The sequence below is a fragment of the Dysgonomonas sp. 521 genome (assembly GCF_010501055.1).
Lineage (GTDB): Bacteria > Bacteroidota > Bacteroidia > Bacteroidales > Dysgonomonadaceae > Dysgonomonas.
The window spans coordinates 7,860-26,261 of record NZ_QVMO01000052.1 but is presented as its reverse complement, the minus strand read 5'-3'; the positions used below and the strand labels follow the sequence as shown (position 1 = coordinate 26,261).

Here is an 18,402-nt window from a genome sequence, read left to right as displayed (position 1 = left end):
AACTTCTTCTATTTCTTTGTGAATGTTTTATATATTGAAGGCAGGACAACTAATGTTAGTATTGTTGCGGTCAGCAATCCTCCGATAACGACAGTTGCCAACGGTCTTTGGACTTCCGCTCCGTCACTTGTAGAAATAGCCATCGGCAGAAATCCGAGCGATGCTACAAGAGCCGTCATGATTACAGGACGAAGACGTAACATACACCCTGTGATAATCCTTTCCTTTATATCCTTAATGCCTTCTTTCTCGAATATGTTAAATTGTCCGATAAGTACAATACCGTTCAATACCGCAACACCGAAAAGGGCAATAAAGCCGACACCTGCCGAGATACTGAATGGCATTCCTCTGAGCCATAAAGCGAAAATACCGCCAATGGCAGATAAAGGTATAGCAGAGAAGACGAACAGGGACTCTTTGACACTTTTCAACGTAGCATACAAAAGAAACAGTATCAGGAGTAACGCCAATGGTACAGCCACCATCAGTCTGTCTTTCGCTTCTTTCAGATTTTGGAACTGACCTCCGTATGTATAATAATATCCGGCAGGCAATTTAAACTCCTTATCAAGTATTTTCTGAATATCATACACAGTATTCTGCACATCCCGTCCTCTCACATTAAAACCAACGTAGATACGCCTTTCGGCATCTTCACGGGTTACTTGTGCCGGTGCATCCTGATATTTTATCTCAGCTACTTGTGCAAGCGGTATAGAGCCACCGGATTGGAGAGGAAGATATAGATTCTCCAATGAACTGATGTCATTCCTCAAATCTTTTTCCATACGCAATACAAGGTCAAAACGGCGGTCTTCTTCAAATACATAGCCTGCTTCATTGCCTGCGAAAGCGGTCTTTAATACCATATTGGCATCTTTGATAGAAATACCATATTTGGCTAACTGGTCACGGTTATATATTACCTGTAGTTGTGGCAGTCCTGTAGCCTTTTCTACAAAAGGATCGGTAACCCCTTCTACATTCTTAATTAGGGAAGCTACTTTATTGGCCGATGATGTGAGAATATCAAGGTCATTGCCATATATTTTAATAGCCACATCCTGCTTGATGCCTGTAATCAGTTCATTGGTGCGCATCTGGATAGGCTGTGTCATTTCTATTTCCATGCCGGGAATAACACTGACCGCCTCTTCCATTTTTTCCATCAATTCCTCTTTTGTCTTAGCCGAAGTCCAATCCTTTTTAGGAATCAGTGCGATCATCATATCTGCCCTTTCGATTGGCATAGGATCAGTTGGGATTTCAGCACTACCAATCCGAGAAACAGCTTGTTTGACTTCGGGGAACTTTTCTTTTAATATTTTTTCAGCCTGTGTAGTGCTTTTAACCATTTGAGTTAAAGACGTTCCCTGTGCCATACTTATCTCTGCCGCAAAATCTCCCTCATCAAGATTTGGAATAAATTCCCCGCCCATCCTGCTGAAAATGAAGAGACTTATCGCAAATAGAGCGACCATACTAACTATTAATGTTTTGCTCCAGTTAAGACTTTTGGTTATGATAGGACGATAAAATCCACTTATCTTATCCATCATTTTATCCGAGAAGTTCCGTTTGTGTTCTGTTTTCTTGCTTAAGAACAATGCACTTGCCATCGGTACATAAGTCAGGGATAATATAAATGCTCCAAGTATCGCAAAGAATACGGTCATAGCCATTGGCTTAAACATTTTACCTTCGATACCAACCAAAGTGAAAAGAGGTATATAAACAATCATAATGATTATTTCCCCGAATGCCGCACTGTTTCTTATTTTAGAAGCGGAATCAAATACTTCTGTATCCATCTGCTTTTGGGTCAGTAAAGCTCCTTTGTATTTGTCTTTCATCACACTGATATGATGGCATACCGCCTCGACAATAATCACCGCCCCATCCACAATCAACCCGAAGTCAATCGCACCGAGACTCATAAGGTTTCCGCTGACTCCAAAGAGCCGCATCATACCAAATGCAAATAACATGGAAAGTGGGATTACAGAAGCCACGACTAATCCAGCCCTGTAGTTTCCTAAGAAAAGGACAAGAATAAATATCACAATTAGACCTCCCTCTACCAAATTCTTGGCGATTGTATTAGTTACTCTGTCAACTAATTGTGTACGGTCTATAAATGGCTCTAAAACAACTCCTTCGGGCAGGCTTTTCTGAACCTGTTCCATGCGTGTTTTTACATTTTCAATAACATCCTGAAAATTTTCCCCTTTCAGCATCAGAGTAATACCTGCTACAACTTCTCCTTCGCCATTACGGGTAACAGCTCCGTATCTTGTCGAACTGCCATATTGCACTTTGGCTACATCCCTTATCAGTATCGGGCTACCACTTATCGTTTTTACAGGAATTTTCTCTATATCTTCCAAAGAACCAACTAAACCGATACCACGTATAAAATACTGGTTACTATATTGTTCTATGTAACTGCCTCCTGTGTTCTCATTATTATTTCCGAGAGCTGTGTACATTTCGGGTATGGTTATGCCTACTGCATTCAGTTTATCGGCATTGATGGCTATTTCATATTGTTTTACGAATCCACCCCAGCCACTCACTTCGGCAACGCCTTCCGTACCGGAAAGTTGTTTTCTAACAATCCAGTCCTGCATAGTGCGTAAGTCGGTAATACTGTATTTATCTTCGTATCCTTCTTTTGCACGGATTGTATAGTGGTATATTTCCCCTAAGCCTGTCGATATAGGAGCTAAACTAATTTTCCCTAAGCCTTGAGGTATAACCTCTTCGGCTTCTTTCAACTGCTGGCTTACCTGTTGGCGTGCCCAGTAGATATCGGCATTTTCTTTAAAAACAATAGTAATGACCGAAAGCCCGCTGCGGCTAATGCTTCTTCTTTCTACAACTTTTGGAATATTAGCCAAAGCCATTTCCAAAGGAGTAGTTATAAATTGTTCTACTTCTTGTGCACCCAAAGATGGGGCTTGTGTTATTACTTGTACCTGATTATTGGTTATATCAGGTGTTGAGTCGAATGGTAATTGTGACAACGAATAGCTCCCCCAAATAATGAGGGCTACAGTCATAACTCCAATTACCAATTTGTTCTCTATCGAGAACTTAATCAGTTTTTGAAACATAATTTTGGAATTAAAATATAACAATTAGCTTTTAGGATGTACCAAGTGAAGGCACATCAAGACTTAATCAGATGTTATATTTTAGGCTTGTGGAGGTCGCCAAAGTGTGGATAGGAAAGAAGGAATCTCCTTATCAGTATATATTGCCATATGTTTGACATTCAAACTGAAATTACGGAGAACTATTTCATAATTTGTAGTAATATTTGGATTGTGATGAGTGGAGCATACACAAAACGGTGTGCAAAATTCATATCCGGAATCATTATGCTCTGTATCTCCAGTGGAAACCAATTCTGTATTTTGTCCAAAAGTATCTGCTATCGGAACATCACAGTGGCATGGTAGCACTGCAAGGATCAGAAAGTAAATACCTATTATGAATACAGATGATTTCATTTTTTCTTATTTATATGTGCAAATATATAACAAAAAGCATGCAACTAAGTTGCAAACTTATCACAATTGCCACAATACCCTTTAATAACCAAATTTACGCTTTCGACCTGCATTGTTGAGGACAATTCAAAATTAGGTATGGATATATTTTCCAGACAGAATGCCTTCTTACAATAGTTACAATAGAAATGGGCGTGCAAATCGTTTATGTCACAGTTGCAGTCGCTATTGCATATCGAATATTTTACAGAACCGGAGCCGTCATCAAAACTGTGTATCAATTGATTTTCGTGGAACAGGTGTATAGTACGTGATATAGTTGATTTATCCACGGTTTCAAGCTTTATCTCCAAATCGGATAAGCTAAATGCCCTGTCGAAATCAATCATTGCTTTTAAAATCAATATACGGGTGGATGTCGGTTTTATGTTCCGGTCTTCCAATAATTTTATAATACTTCCGCTCATAATCAGTAATTATTAAGTACAAATTTACTATATAACAAGTTAGAATCCATTAATTTCATATTTTTTAAAACTGCATTGAAAAAGCCAGCCCTCCTTGTTGTCCATTATAGAAAGGAGATAAAGCGATATTTTGTTTGTTCTTTTTTCCCTTACCGCCATTAAACATTTTCTTTTCAACGGTTGGATATAACCAGTAGGCAAGTTTTGTACTTAATATGCCAATTCCTGCACCGAAAGAAACATCGCCAACCCAGTGTTTGTTATTATAAATTCTGAAAGCTCCCGTCCCGGCAGCAATAGTATATCCTGCAACTCCATACCAAATAGAAACATCTTTGTATTCCTGCCATAGAAATTCAGCTCCCATAAAGGCTATTGCCGTATGTCCCGAAGGAAATGAATTTTTTGCGGACTTATCAGGTCTTTCAACTTTCGCTGTATATTTTAACCCATTCACTGATGCTGCTGTGAACAGGCTTGCCATTCCTAAAATAATTGTTCTGTCTTTAAAGTTGTGCTTACCTTTTATCCCGACTAAGTTTAAGACATATACACTGGCGGCAGGAACATATTGTGTAATGTCATCAATCTGAAATCGTTCGGGTGTATGCGTTATTACTTCATGTCCGATAGCATAATTTAGCAGTCGGTTTTTAGGAGCGAGGGTTGCTTCAATAGTTCCGTACAACATCAGAGAGGCAGGGACTATTAATTGTTTATAGGAAAACGTGTGTTCATCGGAGACAGGAATGCTGTCATTGAAGGATAATTCGATTTCGGCAGTTTCAGCCAAAGCTTTTACTGGTATTAAAAACAGGGATGTTATCGTAATGAAAGATAGAATTATTTTTATTTTTTGATACATGGTTTTCAATTTTAACGTATATATTAAATGAAATAACTAACAATCAGCTCACTTGAAAATACCATAAGCAGCATATAGACTAAAATTGTTATTGTTAGTATGTTTATTGGTTGTATAATAGTTTATCTGTACAAATAGGGACATAGGGGTTACCTATGATTTCAGAAAAAACCAAATACTTCAGGGATACTACAGGTATACATACAGATGTTTACGACTACACTTGTAGCAAGTCTATATTATGAATATGATTTGAAAATGCCATTCCCCTGATGTATCAGGCGGACAAATATGGGGGAGCACGTAAACCATTATAGTGATTTACGTGTGTAGATTGGTAGTTGAGTATATACTCTCCAAAATCATTATCTGAGGTCGTGGAATCAACAAGGACATTTAAATGTGTGGGAAGTAAGAAGAATAGGTTAAGATTATCTTTAGCTGATAATATTTTGAATATTATTTCGTGGTCTAAGGATGGCACGATAATATCCAATTCGGTAACGCATGAATAGTCATAAGTATTTTGTCCCGATATATCTTTATGATAGGTATGTTCATCATTATATGTATCATCATCCTCACAAAGTTCCGTAATAACACAAGCTATCCCTTCGTGATGATGATGAGGTATTACTGTCATAACCAACAGCATAAATATGGGCAACGACAGTATTGATAAAATGAAATACCTTTTCATACCTTATAAACTGTAGACTGAATAGATTATTGTTTCAAACATTTTAAATAAAGGATTCAATAAAAGACTATTATTTTCTTTTATTGAATCCCCACTGAGAATATTTTAGTGATGATTGCCATCGTGCGAACCGTGTGAATGACCATTCTGATCATGCGTACCGTGATCGGTTCCATTATGATGTGTACCGTCATGGTTTTTCCCCAAATGATCGGAATATGCACAAGCTTCATGTGTACCATCTTTGTAAATATCACAATTCTCGTGATTTCCTGCAACACATTGTTCAGCTACATTTGCTTTATAAGTGGCAACGTCATCAAATCCTAAAGCGGCTGCTCTTGTTTCAATGTCCTGTTTTGCCGATGTACCAAAATCGTCATGGTCGTCATTACTGCATGCTACAAATGTTACTGCAAATAAAACTACTACCAACGAATAAAATAATTTTTTCATCTGTCCTTTTAATTTTTATGAATTTGTAATTTGTTTTCTTTTCTGAAGCGCTTTCGTATAGTTAACCGCACAAAGTAGGATTTACCCTACCGAAAATCAGAAAATAATTTCAAAAAACACTGTTGGAGTGAATGGAGTAGCTTTAGTGAAGATATTTGCAGCAGTATTCTGACCGGAAACCCGATAATTGTATTTTATATTTTTTGTATCGAAAACATTCAGAAGCGATACGCCTGTTTGCAGTTTTATTCTCTTTATTTGCTTTCTGTATGTGATGCCCATATCAAAACGGCTATACGATTCATCGGAAGAATCCGTATGTCCATATTTGGAGTTGTGTTGTTCTTCTTCATTACCATGCCCATGCCCTCCGGTAGAGATATAATTAAACCCTGTTCCATAAACATAACTCAAAGAGAAATAGAACGGATCAAAAGCTCCGATACCCCCGATTTTTATCTCATGTGAAAGTTCATTTTGAGGTTTCCGAAGGTTATTAATAGAATACGAACCATACAGAGTATGGTTTTTAATCTGCTTTTTGGCATACAGATCTACACCTAAAATCGTGTTCTCTATCTTATAGACTGTATTATCCAAAAAATACTGCCCGTTTTTTGTCTTTTTATAATATCCTTCCAGACTTACCAAAAAACCGTTTTTACTATATGCAATGCCTGTGGTAGTGTGCATTGCTTTGGTAAATGTGCTATCCGCCATACTCCATACAGTCTGTACCCCCGATTCATCATATTCATAGGCAGTACGGGTAAGGAACTGGTTATATAATCCCCATGAAGCTGTTGCTGTCAGTTCTTCCGATATTTTATATCTTCCTGATAAACGGGGCTGTACATACACTTTTTCATCGAGTGGCATATCTACTCTTACACCTGCGTTTAAAGACAATTTCCCTAACAATATATTGTCAGTTATATAAACTGTCGGTTTTTCCAGTTCCCCGCATAGGTCATTCAGGCTTACCCTATATTGTTGCCATTCTCCACCGATTTGTATTTTATTGCGGGTTCCGATGGAAAAATCATGGTTGAGTTTTATCGAATATTCTTGTACTTCGTTGTCCAGATGACTAACATCTTCTGTTGTCGGCTTTTTATCTCCTACTATGGTAAGATTATCCAATAAAGAGGTAAGACGAGAAAAAGTTGCAGTGATCTTTGTCGTTGAACCGTTTTCCCATACCCGTTTATAGGAAGCTGCTCCGCCATATTGCCTATTCTTCTCAGAAGCATTGAGGTCGTATTCTTCCGGTTGCTTTACCGAATATTTAAAGCGATCATTAGCTCCATATAGACTGATATAATAGGAGTCATCCTTCAATGCTTTTCCTGATAATTTTACATTGGCATCGTTAAAATGATAATCGGGCTTTATATATACATCGGAAATATTCAACGGACTGTCACCGTTATTAGAAAAATCAACATTTTCATTGTTGTACAGGTTATAGAATGTCTGCCTGTAAGCGGCAGATATATTGAGCTTCTTAGTCAGAGGAACAGAAGCGAAAAGATTCATGGTATAATTGCTGATGCTTGCTTTTACCGAAGGTCTGAAAAAATCACCATCTATACCTGTAATCTCTGTAATAGCACCGATACGCCCTCCCTGATTGGAACCGTAACCTCCTTTCATAATGCGAATATCTTTCACCATGTAGGGATTAACAGAACCTATATGGTCATTATAGTTCTTTATACCAAACAGCGTATATCCGTCATACGTTATTTTGCTCTCGCCCATATTGCTGCCCCATACAATCATATCTTCCGATGGTTCTCCCGATGCTCTTACACCGGGCATCATTCGCATAAGATTAAACACGGTATTGTCGATGCTTCCCGGCAAATATTTAGCTACCTGATGATTGATGCGGATTTCACCTGCGTTATTTCCCGATTGCATAAGCATAGTTGCAGGTGAAGGGCTGACAATAACTTCGTCCATTGTATAAATAATGGACTTTAAACTTATCTCATTTAATCCCGGAGATAGGATAGTGTCCTGTACCTGATAGCCTAAGTATTGAGCCTGTACATGCAGCTTTCCTTTTCTTTCTGTCTTAAACGAAAAAAAACCAGCTTCATCAGTTGATATTATTCCTTCGGGAGTGGTAATATAGGCGTAAGGCAGATTTTCTCCGTTTTCGGCATCTTTTATCATTCCCGAAAACATGTAGTATTTTTTAGCTTCAACAACTAACGACGGTTCTTTCTTTTCAATGTATGTCGTTATAACATAAACCCCGTTTATATTCTCAAAGCGAAACGGTTTATCTTTTAGTAAAAAATCAAGTACTGAATGAGGGCTATTAAATGTTTTATTGACTGATACCTTATATTTGGATAGTGCATTGTCATCAAATGAAATTTCTACGGACAAACCTCTCAATACATCATTCAAGGGTTTATCTTTAACAGCCAAATGCAGCTCTTGTGAAAAAGTTGCAATAGTGCCTGTGAGGATAATTATAAGTATAACTACAAATTTCTTCAACTACTTTATCTTAAATTCGATTCCAAACGGTTTACCTACTATTTTAAGAACGTCATTCGGATTTTTTGCTTTTGTAAAATTACCTGAATATAGGTAATCAAGATTTGAATTTGGCAATACTTCAATATCATATTGTCTTTCAATCTCTTGAATTACTTCATACAAAGGTACACCAACGAAAATAAATTTTCCCTGTTTCCAGTTGATAGATTCTTTTGCATCATCTATATCCTTTGAAGTCAATTTGCCGTTATCCCATAATGCCTGCATATTCGGGGTAAGTATTACTGATTCTAATTTATCAGAAACATTCACTTTTCCTGTCAAACAAGTTACATTATATTTCCCGTCACGACTGAATATATTGAAACTTGTACCCAACACACTGACTGTATATTCTCCTGAACGTACATCGAAAGTGCTCCCTTTTTCAACCTCGAAATACGCTTCTCCTTTCAGTTCCACATCACGGGAGATATGCCACCATAAAGGTTTATAAGTTATTTTACTTTCGGCATTCAAATCTACTTTAGAGCCATCAGGTAATACAACAGCCAGATGCGAGCCTCTACCTACAACCTCATTTTTGGTATATAAAAATGCTATACTGGGCAGGATAATTGCTATTGCAGCAACAGATGCAGCAGCATAAAACCAAAGGGATCTTCGTTTCGGTTCTTTCCCTTGTGTGGTGGTTTCTTCTGTCAAGTCAGCAAAGGTTTCATTCCATATCTTATCTTTGCTCTTTTCCCACCGGGGTCCTATTTTTATTTTGTCGGTATTCATATACATACTTTTTAGAGTAATTCTTTTTTCAGATAAGCCAATGCTGTACTGATTCGCTTTTCTACAGCTTTGATGCTAATGTTCAAGTTTTCTGCTATTTCGTGATACTTCAAACCCTCGTTACGATTCATCAGAAATGTTACACGCTGATTCTCCGGCATATCGGTTAAAGCTTTTGCATAAGAGGATTTTAATTCTTCGAACTGTACTATTTCTTCGGGAGATGCATCATAATCTTGCTTTATGGTCATACTCTGTTCAAAATTAAGCTGGGTTTGTTCCTTGCGATAATTCGATATAACCATATCATTCGCCATCTTATAAAGTAAGCTTTTAATATCGCTAACTTCAAACTGCTCACGTTTTTCCCATATCTTCATAAAGACCTCTTGTGTTATATCAGATGCGGTTTCCGTATCTCCGCATCTGTAATAGACAAAGTTTCTGATTGTATCGAAATAGTTGTCAAACAGTTTTTGAAATTCTATTTTGCTTATCACTCCAATGATATCTTTTTATTTATGTACCGCTTGAAAAAGAAATTACCCTACCAAGATATTCGTTTTTTTGAGTTATCCTATCCATATCAGTTGTTTTTTAGTGGATATGAGTAAACTGTTCTTTGTCCTTCTGTTTTTTACCTGCTTATAACTATGAATATATGTATAGTAATGAAAATAGCGAATCATAAAAATCTTGTACTGATTTTTGTATGTTGTAACACGAGTTCATAATAATTTCTTTTTTAGTTATCAGTCCTGCTCACTCCATCCGATCACAGCAAAATTATTGTTAGATATTTCTTTTACTTTTTCTATCCATTGTATTTCGCTTTGTGCTTTGGCTTTCAAAAATGGATTATTTGTGTTGGTAAGCAATAAACTTGAATTAACTACCCACCATTTATTTTTTAGTCCTGCACGTTGTAAATCCTGCTGTAAGCGTTGGGCTTCGAAAACAGGAGTCGTTTCGGGAAGAGTGACAATTATTACTTCCGTTTCTTTCTCATTCCGCAGGCGTGGCAGTAGATTTTGAACGGCAGGCGTAATATTACCCTGTGTCCGCTCTACTTCCTTGTGATAACTTTGTGTTGAATCGAGTAATAGCAAAGTATGCCCTGTCGGTGCAGTATCTATTACCACCACTTCATTGTCGGCCTTGGCTACAATCTCTGCAAAAGAATTGAATACGGCTATTTCCTGTGTACATGGCGAACGCAAATCCTCTTCGATGTAACTCAAATCGGCATCGCCCATCGTTTCCCTTGCCTTATCTAATACATTCTTCTGATAGGCTGCTAATACTGCTTTCTCATCAATATGGCTTACTGTGATACCCTCTACTTTCGTTTCTACAAAAGCCAAATGATTGGCAGGGTCAGTCGTTGTCAGATGCACTTTTACACCTTTCTTTGCCAACCCTCTTGCAATATCGCCAGCAATGGTTGTTTTCCCGACACCACCTTTACCCATTGTGAAAATTACTCGCTTGCCTGATGTGTACAAATCGTCAATGATATTATCAATAGTTTTAAAATCTTTTGTACTGATTGTCTTTTGTTCGTTTGTCGACACCTTGTCTGTACTCAACATATTACGGATATTATCAATACCAGTCATGTTATAAGAACGTAGGGGCACAAAATAAGTCGTCAGATTCAACAAGGCTTGAGAGCGATTATTTAATGCTTTTTGTTGGCGGTCATATAATTGTTTCGATATAGTATCATTCGGGTCGTAGTTATCTAATACACCGTTGATAATCAGATGTTGCGATTTTATGCCTGTCTCCAATAATTCATTAGAAGAGCGTTCTACTTCGGCTAACGGACTTTCATCGGGACGACTAACCAGAAACATCGTTGTTTGTGTTTCGTCTGATAATGTTCTTACCGCTTCTTTATATATTTCCTTTCGATCTTCCAATCCCGAAAGTTGCCCCAAGCAGGATGCTCCTGTAGTATTCTCGGCAATAAAAGTATTCCATGCCGATGGTAATTGTAGCATACGCAAAGTATGTCCGGTGGGAGCCGTATCAAATATAATATTGTCGAAGCCTGTCCGTTTTTCTTCATCGGTAATGAAATTTGAAAATTCATTGAATGCCGCAATCTCTACTGTACATGAACCGGAAAGCTGTTCTTCCATGTTGGTAATTACGCTTTCAGGTAATTTTCCTCTGAATGGACTGATTACCGATTCTCTGTATTCGGCAGCAGCTTGTTCGGGATCGAGATTTACTACAGTCAGATTAGGTACTTCTTTAATCTGTGTACCCTTGTTGTTCAAGTCCATATTAAAAACATCCTGTAAGTTAGATGCAGGGTCGGTACTGATTAAAAGGACTTTCTTGCCACTATCGGCAAGGTTTACGGCGGTGGCACAAGCGATAGATGTTTTACCCACACCACCTTTACCTGTAAAGAATATATACTTCGTATAATTTTCTGTTGATGGATTATATATTTTCATATTCATTTTTTTTCTTATTTCGCAATCAGTTCTTCTTCTTTTACTTGCAGCCATTCGGCTATTTGCTTATTACTCGGATATACTTTTTTCATTACAATTTCATTATCGAGCATCGTAATGGGAAATACGTCTACCGACTCATTCATCAGGCAATCGTTAATCACTTTTGTGTCTACATATACCTGTGGATTATCTTTCAGATTGTAACGTTCTACAAGTATTCCCTTGCGTTTCAATGTTTCTACTACTACTGCAATACGCATGAGTTCAGGGTCGATATTCACTCCGCATAGTCCCGTTGGACAACATAGTGCAGAGTCATATATTTTCATTGTTTTACGATTATCTACTTTTAAATCTAACATATCATATCTATTTTATACAGTTATTACTTTTAACACTTCATCTTTGGTTGGCACATAGCCTTTTATTTTTACTTCGCCATCTACCACTACGGCAGGCAACGACATGATATTGTATTTCACAATCTCGAGTATATCTTCTTCTTTAGATACCGTAGCACCTATACCCGAATCGGCAACGACAGATTGCACAACATCGAATGTTGTTTTACACTTGGCACATCCTGTGCCTAATATTATTATTTCCATTTCTCTATTTTATTTTGATAATAAAAAGGTCTGCGACCTAAATGTTCATTACTACATAATATATTCCCACTACAATAAATACAGCCGAGATAATACGTCTGAACCATACCTCAAAACTTTTCATTCTATTATAGAACTTACCTACATTCGACATACTGTACGCTAACAGGTAAGCGATGATGATAACAGGCAATCCTGTAGCGATGGCAAATACAGGAGGTAAAATCAACCCCGATACACTACTGATTGTCATAGGGATAAGTACACCAAAATAGAGAACCCCGCTGTACGGACAGAAAGCCAATGCGAACAATACGCCCAAAAGAAAAGCGTTCAGATAATTCTTTTTCATTTTCTTTTCACTGATTTTCGCTGTGAGTCTGTTTAGTATTGGGATGTTGAACTTTATAATATCCAACATCAATATTCCGATGATGATTAATGCTATACCCAGATACAGTCCGCTAATATTCTGCAACATTTTGGCTACATGAAATTTACTTGCACCAAAATAAAATACCAATCCCAAAGCTGTATAGCTGAACACACGCCCCAATGTATAGAATATACCATTGAATAGGACACGTTTTTTGTCTGCTATATTTTTGCTCAGATAGGCTGTCGCTGTAATATTGGTAGCCAATGGACAAGGACTGATAGCTGTCATCAATCCCAAGATAAAAGCAGTCAGTATCGGAATATCCGAGTTATCCACTAATTGTTGTAGGAACTCCATACGCTTATGATGCTCTTTCGTTTACTTCTTTCTTTATCAGATCACTAAGGACATTCGGATTGTTTACAGCATTGGCAAAGGCTTGTTCTGTAATATCTACCGAGTTATCGCCTTTAGCAATAATGAGAGCATTCCAAGATACTTCGTACTTATTTACCAAATCCTCAAACTGCTTATCGCTTGTGTCTACTTCGATAAATTTAACATCATTGTTACCTGTATAGGCTTCTTCGATAGTTTTCTTTGCCAAGTCGCCCACTGCTATACAAGTTTTGCAACGTTGTTTACCATGAAAATAGTAGACATTCACAATTGAAGCATCGGCTACATTGGTTGTAACCGTTGTTTCTACACTTTCATTCTTTTCCGTTTGCCCTTTGCTGTTACACGATATTGCAAACAAAGCAATGAGTGCGACAAATAATAGATTTTTTGTTTTCATTTGTTTAATTTATTTAGGTTGTAAATCATTATTGTAATATTTTTTCTTTAGCCAAAATGCAACATTGACTAATGCAATCAATACAGGCACTTCAACCAATGGACCGACTACACCTGCAAAGGCTTGTCCGCTATGTAGTCCAAATACCCCGATAGCTACTGCTATCGCCAACTCAAAGTTGTTGCCTGTGGCTGTGAATGAAATAGAAGCATTTTTGTCGTATGGCGTTCCTGCGGCTTTGCTCGCAAAGAAGCTGATAAAGAACATGACTGTAAAATAGATAATCAAAGGAATGGCAATTCTAACCACATCCATTGGTATCTGGACGATTAGCTCTCCTTTCAAACTAAACATCAATACAATAGTCAGCAATAATGCTATTAATGTAATCGGAGAAATAGTTGGTATAAACTTTTCTTCATACCATTGTTTGCCTTTTAGTTGCACAAGTATTACACGGCTTAGAATACCCATGAGGAAGGGGATTCCCAGATAAATGCCGACTGTTTCAGCTATTGTTCCAATAGAGATATTCACTATCGCACCTTCAAAGCCCAATAGTGGAGGAAGTTTTGTTATAAACAACCACGCATAAAAACTATAAAAGAATACTTGAAAGATACTATTCAAGGCTACAAGCCCTGCTCCATATTCAGCATTACCTTCTGCCAAATCGTTCCAGACCAATACCATTGCTATACAACGTGCCAACCCGATAAGAATAACGCCGACCATATATTCGGGATAGTCGTGTAGAAAGATAATCGCCAATGCAAACATCAATACCGGTCCCACTATCCAATTCAAAACTAAAGAGGTTGTCAATACTTTTGCATTGGTAAATACCTTTGGTAAAAGTTTGTAGTCCACTTTTGCCAATGGGGGATACATCATTAAGATAAGTCCGATTGCCAATGGTATGTTTGTCGTACCGCTCGACATAGCATCTATATATCCGCTAAAGGATGGGATAAAATATCCTAATCCCACTCCGATAGCCATTGCCAAGAATATCCAAAGTGTTAAGTTCTTATTTAAGAACCCCATTTTTTTATTGCTCATTTTCTTCTTTTATTTTGAGGTAGAAATTATAAAATGCTTCTTTTATTTGGCCACGTACACGAATAAATTCACTTTGAATAAATTCGGGAGTTCCTTCGGCATCGGATGGATCATCAAATCCGATATGTAATTGATGTTTTACTTTACCCGAAAATATCGGGCAAGTTTCTTTTGCTCCACCGCAGACTGTGATTACATAATCCCATTCGTCATTGAGATATTTCTCCACGTTATTTGATGTATGATGCGAAATATCTATCCCCGCATCTTTCATTACTTCAACAGCCTTTGGGTTTAGTTTTCCGCTTGCTTTTGTTCCTGCGGAATAAACTGATAATTTAGAATCAAACGATTGTAGGAATCCATGTGCCATTTGGCTGCGGCAACTGTTCCCTGTGCAAAGTATAAGTATTTTCATATTTTATATTCATTCGTTAATATACGATATATTCGCTATTCGTGGAAATACGAATATTATAGATAAATTTTTTATTTAGTGCTGCAATTATCTTCATTGCTAACCTCAATAAAAAATGCAGAGAACATACTTTTTGCTTTCTCCCAATTTTCTTTATTGATACAATATTTGACAGTGGGTAGCGTAATTGTACCTTGTACCAATCCTGCATCTTTGAGTTCGTTCAGGTGTTGCGATAGCGTACTTTTAGCTATTGGCAATATTTCCGACATATCGCCATGATAACAACATGATTGGTTAGCAAGCATTTCCAATATAGCGATGCGAATAGGATGCCCCATTGCTTTGGCAAAGCGTGCTATTTGTTCTTGTTCGGCTGTTAATTCTTTCTTTGACATAGTATAATTATTATTCAGTTCGTAAAAATACGAATTTATTTTTGATATGCAAATAAAAATTGTATATTTGTAATTAGAAGTTGGGCTCACAGAGGTCTGCCAAAACAAGACAAAAAGGTATCATTTTAATCGTTACGAATTCGTTACGGACTTGCCTTTTTGAAAGATTAAACGATTGATTACTACATCTATTACGAGATAAAAAAGCGTTCCCAGCGGGATCACTGGAAGGTCAGAAACTAACAGACAAGAATCTGACGAAATAAGACAAAACTCTCTAAATGATGAATTTAGGGAGTTTTTTTATTCCCCTCAATAGACAAGAAGCGACAGGATATAGCAACCATAAGACACTGATTCGGTACCCAAACAGGTACCAATTTCTATCATTTGGTTTATGGTACCGAATTAAAAGCTAAAGTGCTTATTTGTCGTAAATTGGCAGCAAAATGTCTTCCATGTTTTTGTGTTAAAATTATAGTTTTACAAACAAAAAATGAGAAGATTATGAAAGCTACATTCACAGTTTTATTCTATCTGCGTAAAACGAGGGCAGATGAAAACGGATTAACTCCCGTTATGGCACGCATAACTATTAGTGGAGAACGTGCACAGTTCAATACACGGACAATGGTTGACCCTATCCTGTGGGACAGCAAAGCAGGAAAATGTATCGGTCGTTCACAGGAAATCATCAAAACAAACCGAATTTTGGAAGCCTTAAAGGTAAGGATTACTGAGATTTACCACAAACAACTTAATGAATACGGATATGTATTGCCCGAGAAGATCAAGAATATTGTATTGGGCATTGAAACGGATAAGAAGAAAATGTTGTTGAAACATTTTGCGGAACACAATGAGTTCTACTTGTTAAAAGTCGGACGAGATACATCTCAAATAACTTATGGAAGATATGAATTGACTAAAACACGCTTACAGGAGTTCCTTAAAAAGGAATACCATTTATCGGATATTCCTGTCATGGAACTAACTCCTGTATTTATAGAGAAATTCTTCTTATATCTCCAAAACGAACATAATTGCAGTAATAATACCGCTCTGAAGTTCGTTCAACGTTTCAGGACCGTATTCAACTATATTAAAAGTACCGGAGCGGATATCAAGATAGATCCCTTTGTCGGTTTCAGGTTCAAGACCAAGAAAGTGATTCGGGAGGTCCTTACACAAGAGGAAATTGATACGATTTACCGGAAAGATTTCCCGACAGAAAGACTCCGCCATATTCGGGATATTTTCATTTTTATGTGCTATACGGGCTTAAGCTATATTGATGTGGCTCAATTGACAGAGGATAATATCAAAACAGCTTTCGATGGTCATCAATGGGTTATGACCAATCGTCAGAAAACCAATGTGCCATCCAACATTCGCTTGCTTGAAATACCTCTTGCGATCATTGAAAAGTATAAAGGAAAGCAAAAAGACGGACGCCTATTCCCTGTATGTTCCAACCAAAAGATGAATGAATATTTGAAGGAGATTGCTGCAATCTGCGGAATCGATAAGCCGGTAACCTGTCATGTCAGAAGACACACCCAATCTTCTTCCTACCTGAAAACAAACATCTTACACAAATAGTCTCCACTACAGGTAACGCTTTAGAAATGAGCGAATCTATATCATCCACCTCATTTTGCATCATGAACAAAGAACGACTTTCATGAGCAAATATATAAAAAATTCTTCACCGGAGAAAACTATCAGAACCTTTTACTCCGAAAATCTGCATACAAATCATATCCATCCTCTCCCCCAAAAAACTCCTCCCATCCCAACCCTTTTCTTCTTTCCTTTGTTCTATAAAAAAACCAAAGGAAAATCAAAAAGGAAACAATTATGACAAGTATCAATTTACATTACCGACCCTCGGAGAGAGCCGGAAACTTACCCGGCAGTCTCTACCTGCAGGTCATCCACAGGAGGCGCACCCGAAAAGTAGCCCTCTCTTATAAAATTTACAAGGAAGAATGGGATAACACAAACAAGTCAATCATTACGGATAATCCCAACCGGGACAACTACCTGTACGAAGCCCGCAACGGCATCGAAGAAGAAACAAGCCGTTTGAAAGCCATCATTCATGAACTCGAAAGCAAAGGCACCTACTTCGAAGTGGAGGAGATTACCGATGTGTACCATTCCAGCCGCATGGAAGAATCGGGCGAACACAGCCTGAAGAAACTCGTCTCCCGCCTGAGCCGCAACCTGAGCAGATCGGGACAGGAGCGCACCGCACGCGCTTACGGGAGCAGCCTGCGAAGCCTGCTATTGTTCCTCAACAAGAACGATATCCCCATCTCCTACCTGAGTCCCTCATTGGTGAAGAATTACGAGCGCCATCTGAAGAGCCAGGGTAAAGCCCCCAATACCATCTCTTTCTATATGCGCAACCTAAGAAGCATCTACAACAAGGCCATAACAAAAGGATTGGTAACCAAACCCGACCAAAACCTTTTCTCGGGAGTGTATACCGGCGTGCAGAAAACCCATAAACGAGCCCTTTCACGTAACCAGATACAAGCCCTGTACGATGTGAAGCTAGCGGAAGGAAAGGACAGGCAACGCCTGGAAACCTGCCGCCGGCTGTTCTTCTTCTGCCTGTATGCCCGCGGAATGAGCTTTGTGGATATGGCATACCTCAGGAAGAATAACCTCAGGAATGGCATCATCCGCTACTACCGCAAAAAGACAGGCGGGCGGCTGGAGATAAAGATAACCCCGGCCATGCAGGAGATTATCGACTACTTTTCCCCGATGGTAAAGGCAAGCCCCTATGTCTTCCCCGTAATTGATAACAACAATAAAAAACCCCACCGCCTGCAATACGAAACAGGTCTTACCACCCAGAACCGCCTGCTGAAGGAACTGGCCAGGCTGGCAGGGACAGGTGTAAAACTGTCTACCCATATGGCACGCCACAGCTGGGCTACC

At 38.2% G+C, this 18,402-nt stretch carries 19 protein-coding genes; 2 read left to right on the top strand and 17 right to left on the bottom strand.

The features are described 5' to 3' along the window. Positions 1 to 8: 8 nt before the first annotated feature. From D0T84_RS14515 to D0T84_RS14440, 17 genes are all read right to left on the bottom strand, one after another. Positions 9 to 3,119: an efflux RND transporter permease subunit gene (locus D0T84_RS14515; RefSeq protein WP_185155748.1), complete on the bottom strand. Its 3,111-nt coding sequence runs from the start codon at positions 3,117 to 3,119 to the stop codon at positions 9 to 11. A gap of 81 nt (positions 3,120 to 3,200) precedes the next feature. Continuing rightward, positions 3,201 to 3,518 (bottom strand): DUF6660 family protein, encoded by a 318-nt coding sequence (locus D0T84_RS23320; protein WP_370525508.1) that lies wholly within the window; start codon positions 3,516 to 3,518, stop codon positions 3,201 to 3,203. A 44-nt stretch (positions 3,519 to 3,562) separates the two neighbouring features. Beyond that, entirely contained in the window at positions 3,563 to 3,985 is a 423-nt protein-coding gene (locus tag D0T84_RS14510; RefSeq protein WP_163308582.1) for a Fur family transcriptional regulator, read from the bottom strand. Positions 3,986 to 4,049: 64 nt separating this feature from the next. Then, complete coding sequence (locus D0T84_RS14505; RefSeq protein WP_163308581.1) at positions 4,050 to 4,850, bottom strand: phosphatase PAP2 family protein; 801 nt, start codon at positions 4,848 to 4,850, stop codon at positions 4,050 to 4,052. A gap of 277 nt (positions 4,851 to 5,127) precedes the next feature. Further along, a complete protein-coding gene (locus D0T84_RS14500) occupies positions 5,128 to 5,550 on the bottom strand; it encodes a DUF6769 family protein (RefSeq protein WP_163308580.1) in 423 nt (140 codons plus the stop codon). Between the two features lie 105 nt (positions 5,551 to 5,655). Further along, entirely contained in the window at positions 5,656 to 6,006 is a 351-nt protein-coding gene (locus D0T84_RS14495; protein ID WP_163308579.1) for a hypothetical protein, read from the bottom strand. A gap of 96 nt (positions 6,007 to 6,102) precedes the next feature. Next, a complete protein-coding gene (locus D0T84_RS14490; protein ID WP_163308578.1) occupies positions 6,103 to 8,523 on the bottom strand; it encodes a TonB-dependent receptor in 2,421 nt (806 codons plus the stop codon). Continuing rightward, entirely contained in the window at positions 8,524 to 9,309 is a 786-nt protein-coding gene (locus tag D0T84_RS14485) for a FecR family protein (protein ID WP_163308577.1), read from the bottom strand. A gap of 11 nt (positions 9,310 to 9,320) precedes the next feature. After that, a complete protein-coding gene (locus D0T84_RS14480; RefSeq protein WP_163308576.1) occupies positions 9,321 to 9,809 on the bottom strand; it encodes a sigma-70 family RNA polymerase sigma factor in 489 nt (162 codons plus the stop codon). Between the two features lie 252 nt (positions 9,810 to 10,061). Further along, complete coding sequence (arsA, locus tag D0T84_RS14475; protein WP_163308575.1) at positions 10,062 to 11,780, bottom strand: arsenical pump-driving ATPase; 1,719 nt, start codon at positions 11,778 to 11,780, stop codon at positions 10,062 to 10,064. Between the two features lie 14 nt (positions 11,781 to 11,794). Continuing rightward, positions 11,795 to 12,145: an arsenite efflux transporter metallochaperone ArsD gene (gene arsD, locus D0T84_RS14470; protein WP_163308574.1), complete on the bottom strand. Its 351-nt coding sequence runs from the start codon at positions 12,143 to 12,145 to the stop codon at positions 11,795 to 11,797. A 12-nt stretch (positions 12,146 to 12,157) separates the two neighbouring features. Beyond that, the gene (locus D0T84_RS14465; RefSeq protein ID WP_163308573.1) at positions 12,158 to 12,391 is read right to left on the bottom strand and encodes a thioredoxin family protein; all 234 of its coding nucleotides are present in this window, start codon (positions 12,389 to 12,391) and stop codon (positions 12,158 to 12,160) included. Positions 12,392 to 12,428: 37 nt separating this feature from the next. Beyond that, the gene (locus tag D0T84_RS14460) at positions 12,429 to 13,127 is read right to left on the bottom strand and encodes an aromatic aminobenezylarsenical efflux permease ArsG family transporter (protein WP_163308572.1); all 699 of its coding nucleotides are present in this window, start codon (positions 13,125 to 13,127) and stop codon (positions 12,429 to 12,431) included. Between the two features lie 4 nt (positions 13,128 to 13,131). Beyond that, the gene (locus D0T84_RS14455) at positions 13,132 to 13,569 is read right to left on the bottom strand and encodes a nitrophenyl compound nitroreductase subunit ArsF family protein (protein WP_163308571.1); all 438 of its coding nucleotides are present in this window, start codon (positions 13,567 to 13,569) and stop codon (positions 13,132 to 13,134) included. A 9-nt stretch (positions 13,570 to 13,578) separates the two neighbouring features. Continuing rightward, complete coding sequence (gene arsB / locus D0T84_RS14450; RefSeq protein ID WP_163308570.1) at positions 13,579 to 14,631, bottom strand: ACR3 family arsenite efflux transporter; 1,053 nt, start codon at positions 14,629 to 14,631, stop codon at positions 13,579 to 13,581. Continuing rightward, on the bottom strand, positions 14,621 to 15,049 hold the full coding sequence (locus D0T84_RS14445) for an arsenate reductase ArsC (RefSeq protein ID WP_163308569.1): 429 nt from the start codon (positions 15,047 to 15,049) through the stop codon (positions 14,621 to 14,623). The genes arsB and D0T84_RS14445 overlap by 11 nt, the downstream gene beginning before the upstream one ends. A 71-nt stretch (positions 15,050 to 15,120) precedes the next feature. Next, on the bottom strand, positions 15,121 to 15,447 hold the full coding sequence (locus D0T84_RS14440) for a helix-turn-helix transcriptional regulator (RefSeq protein ID WP_163308568.1): 327 nt from the start codon (positions 15,445 to 15,447) through the stop codon (positions 15,121 to 15,123). A gap of 507 nt (positions 15,448 to 15,954) precedes the next feature. On the opposite strand from D0T84_RS14440, the gene D0T84_RS14435 reads away from it, so the two are divergent. Next, positions 15,955 to 17,049 (top strand): site-specific integrase, encoded by a 1,095-nt coding sequence (locus tag D0T84_RS14435; protein WP_163308567.1) that lies wholly within the window; start codon positions 15,955 to 15,957, stop codon positions 17,047 to 17,049. Positions 17,050 to 17,307: 258 nt separating this feature from the next. After that, a partial coding sequence (locus D0T84_RS14430; protein ID WP_163308566.1) for a phage integrase SAM-like domain-containing protein occupies positions 17,308 to 18,402 on the top strand: 1,095 nt, incomplete at its 3' end.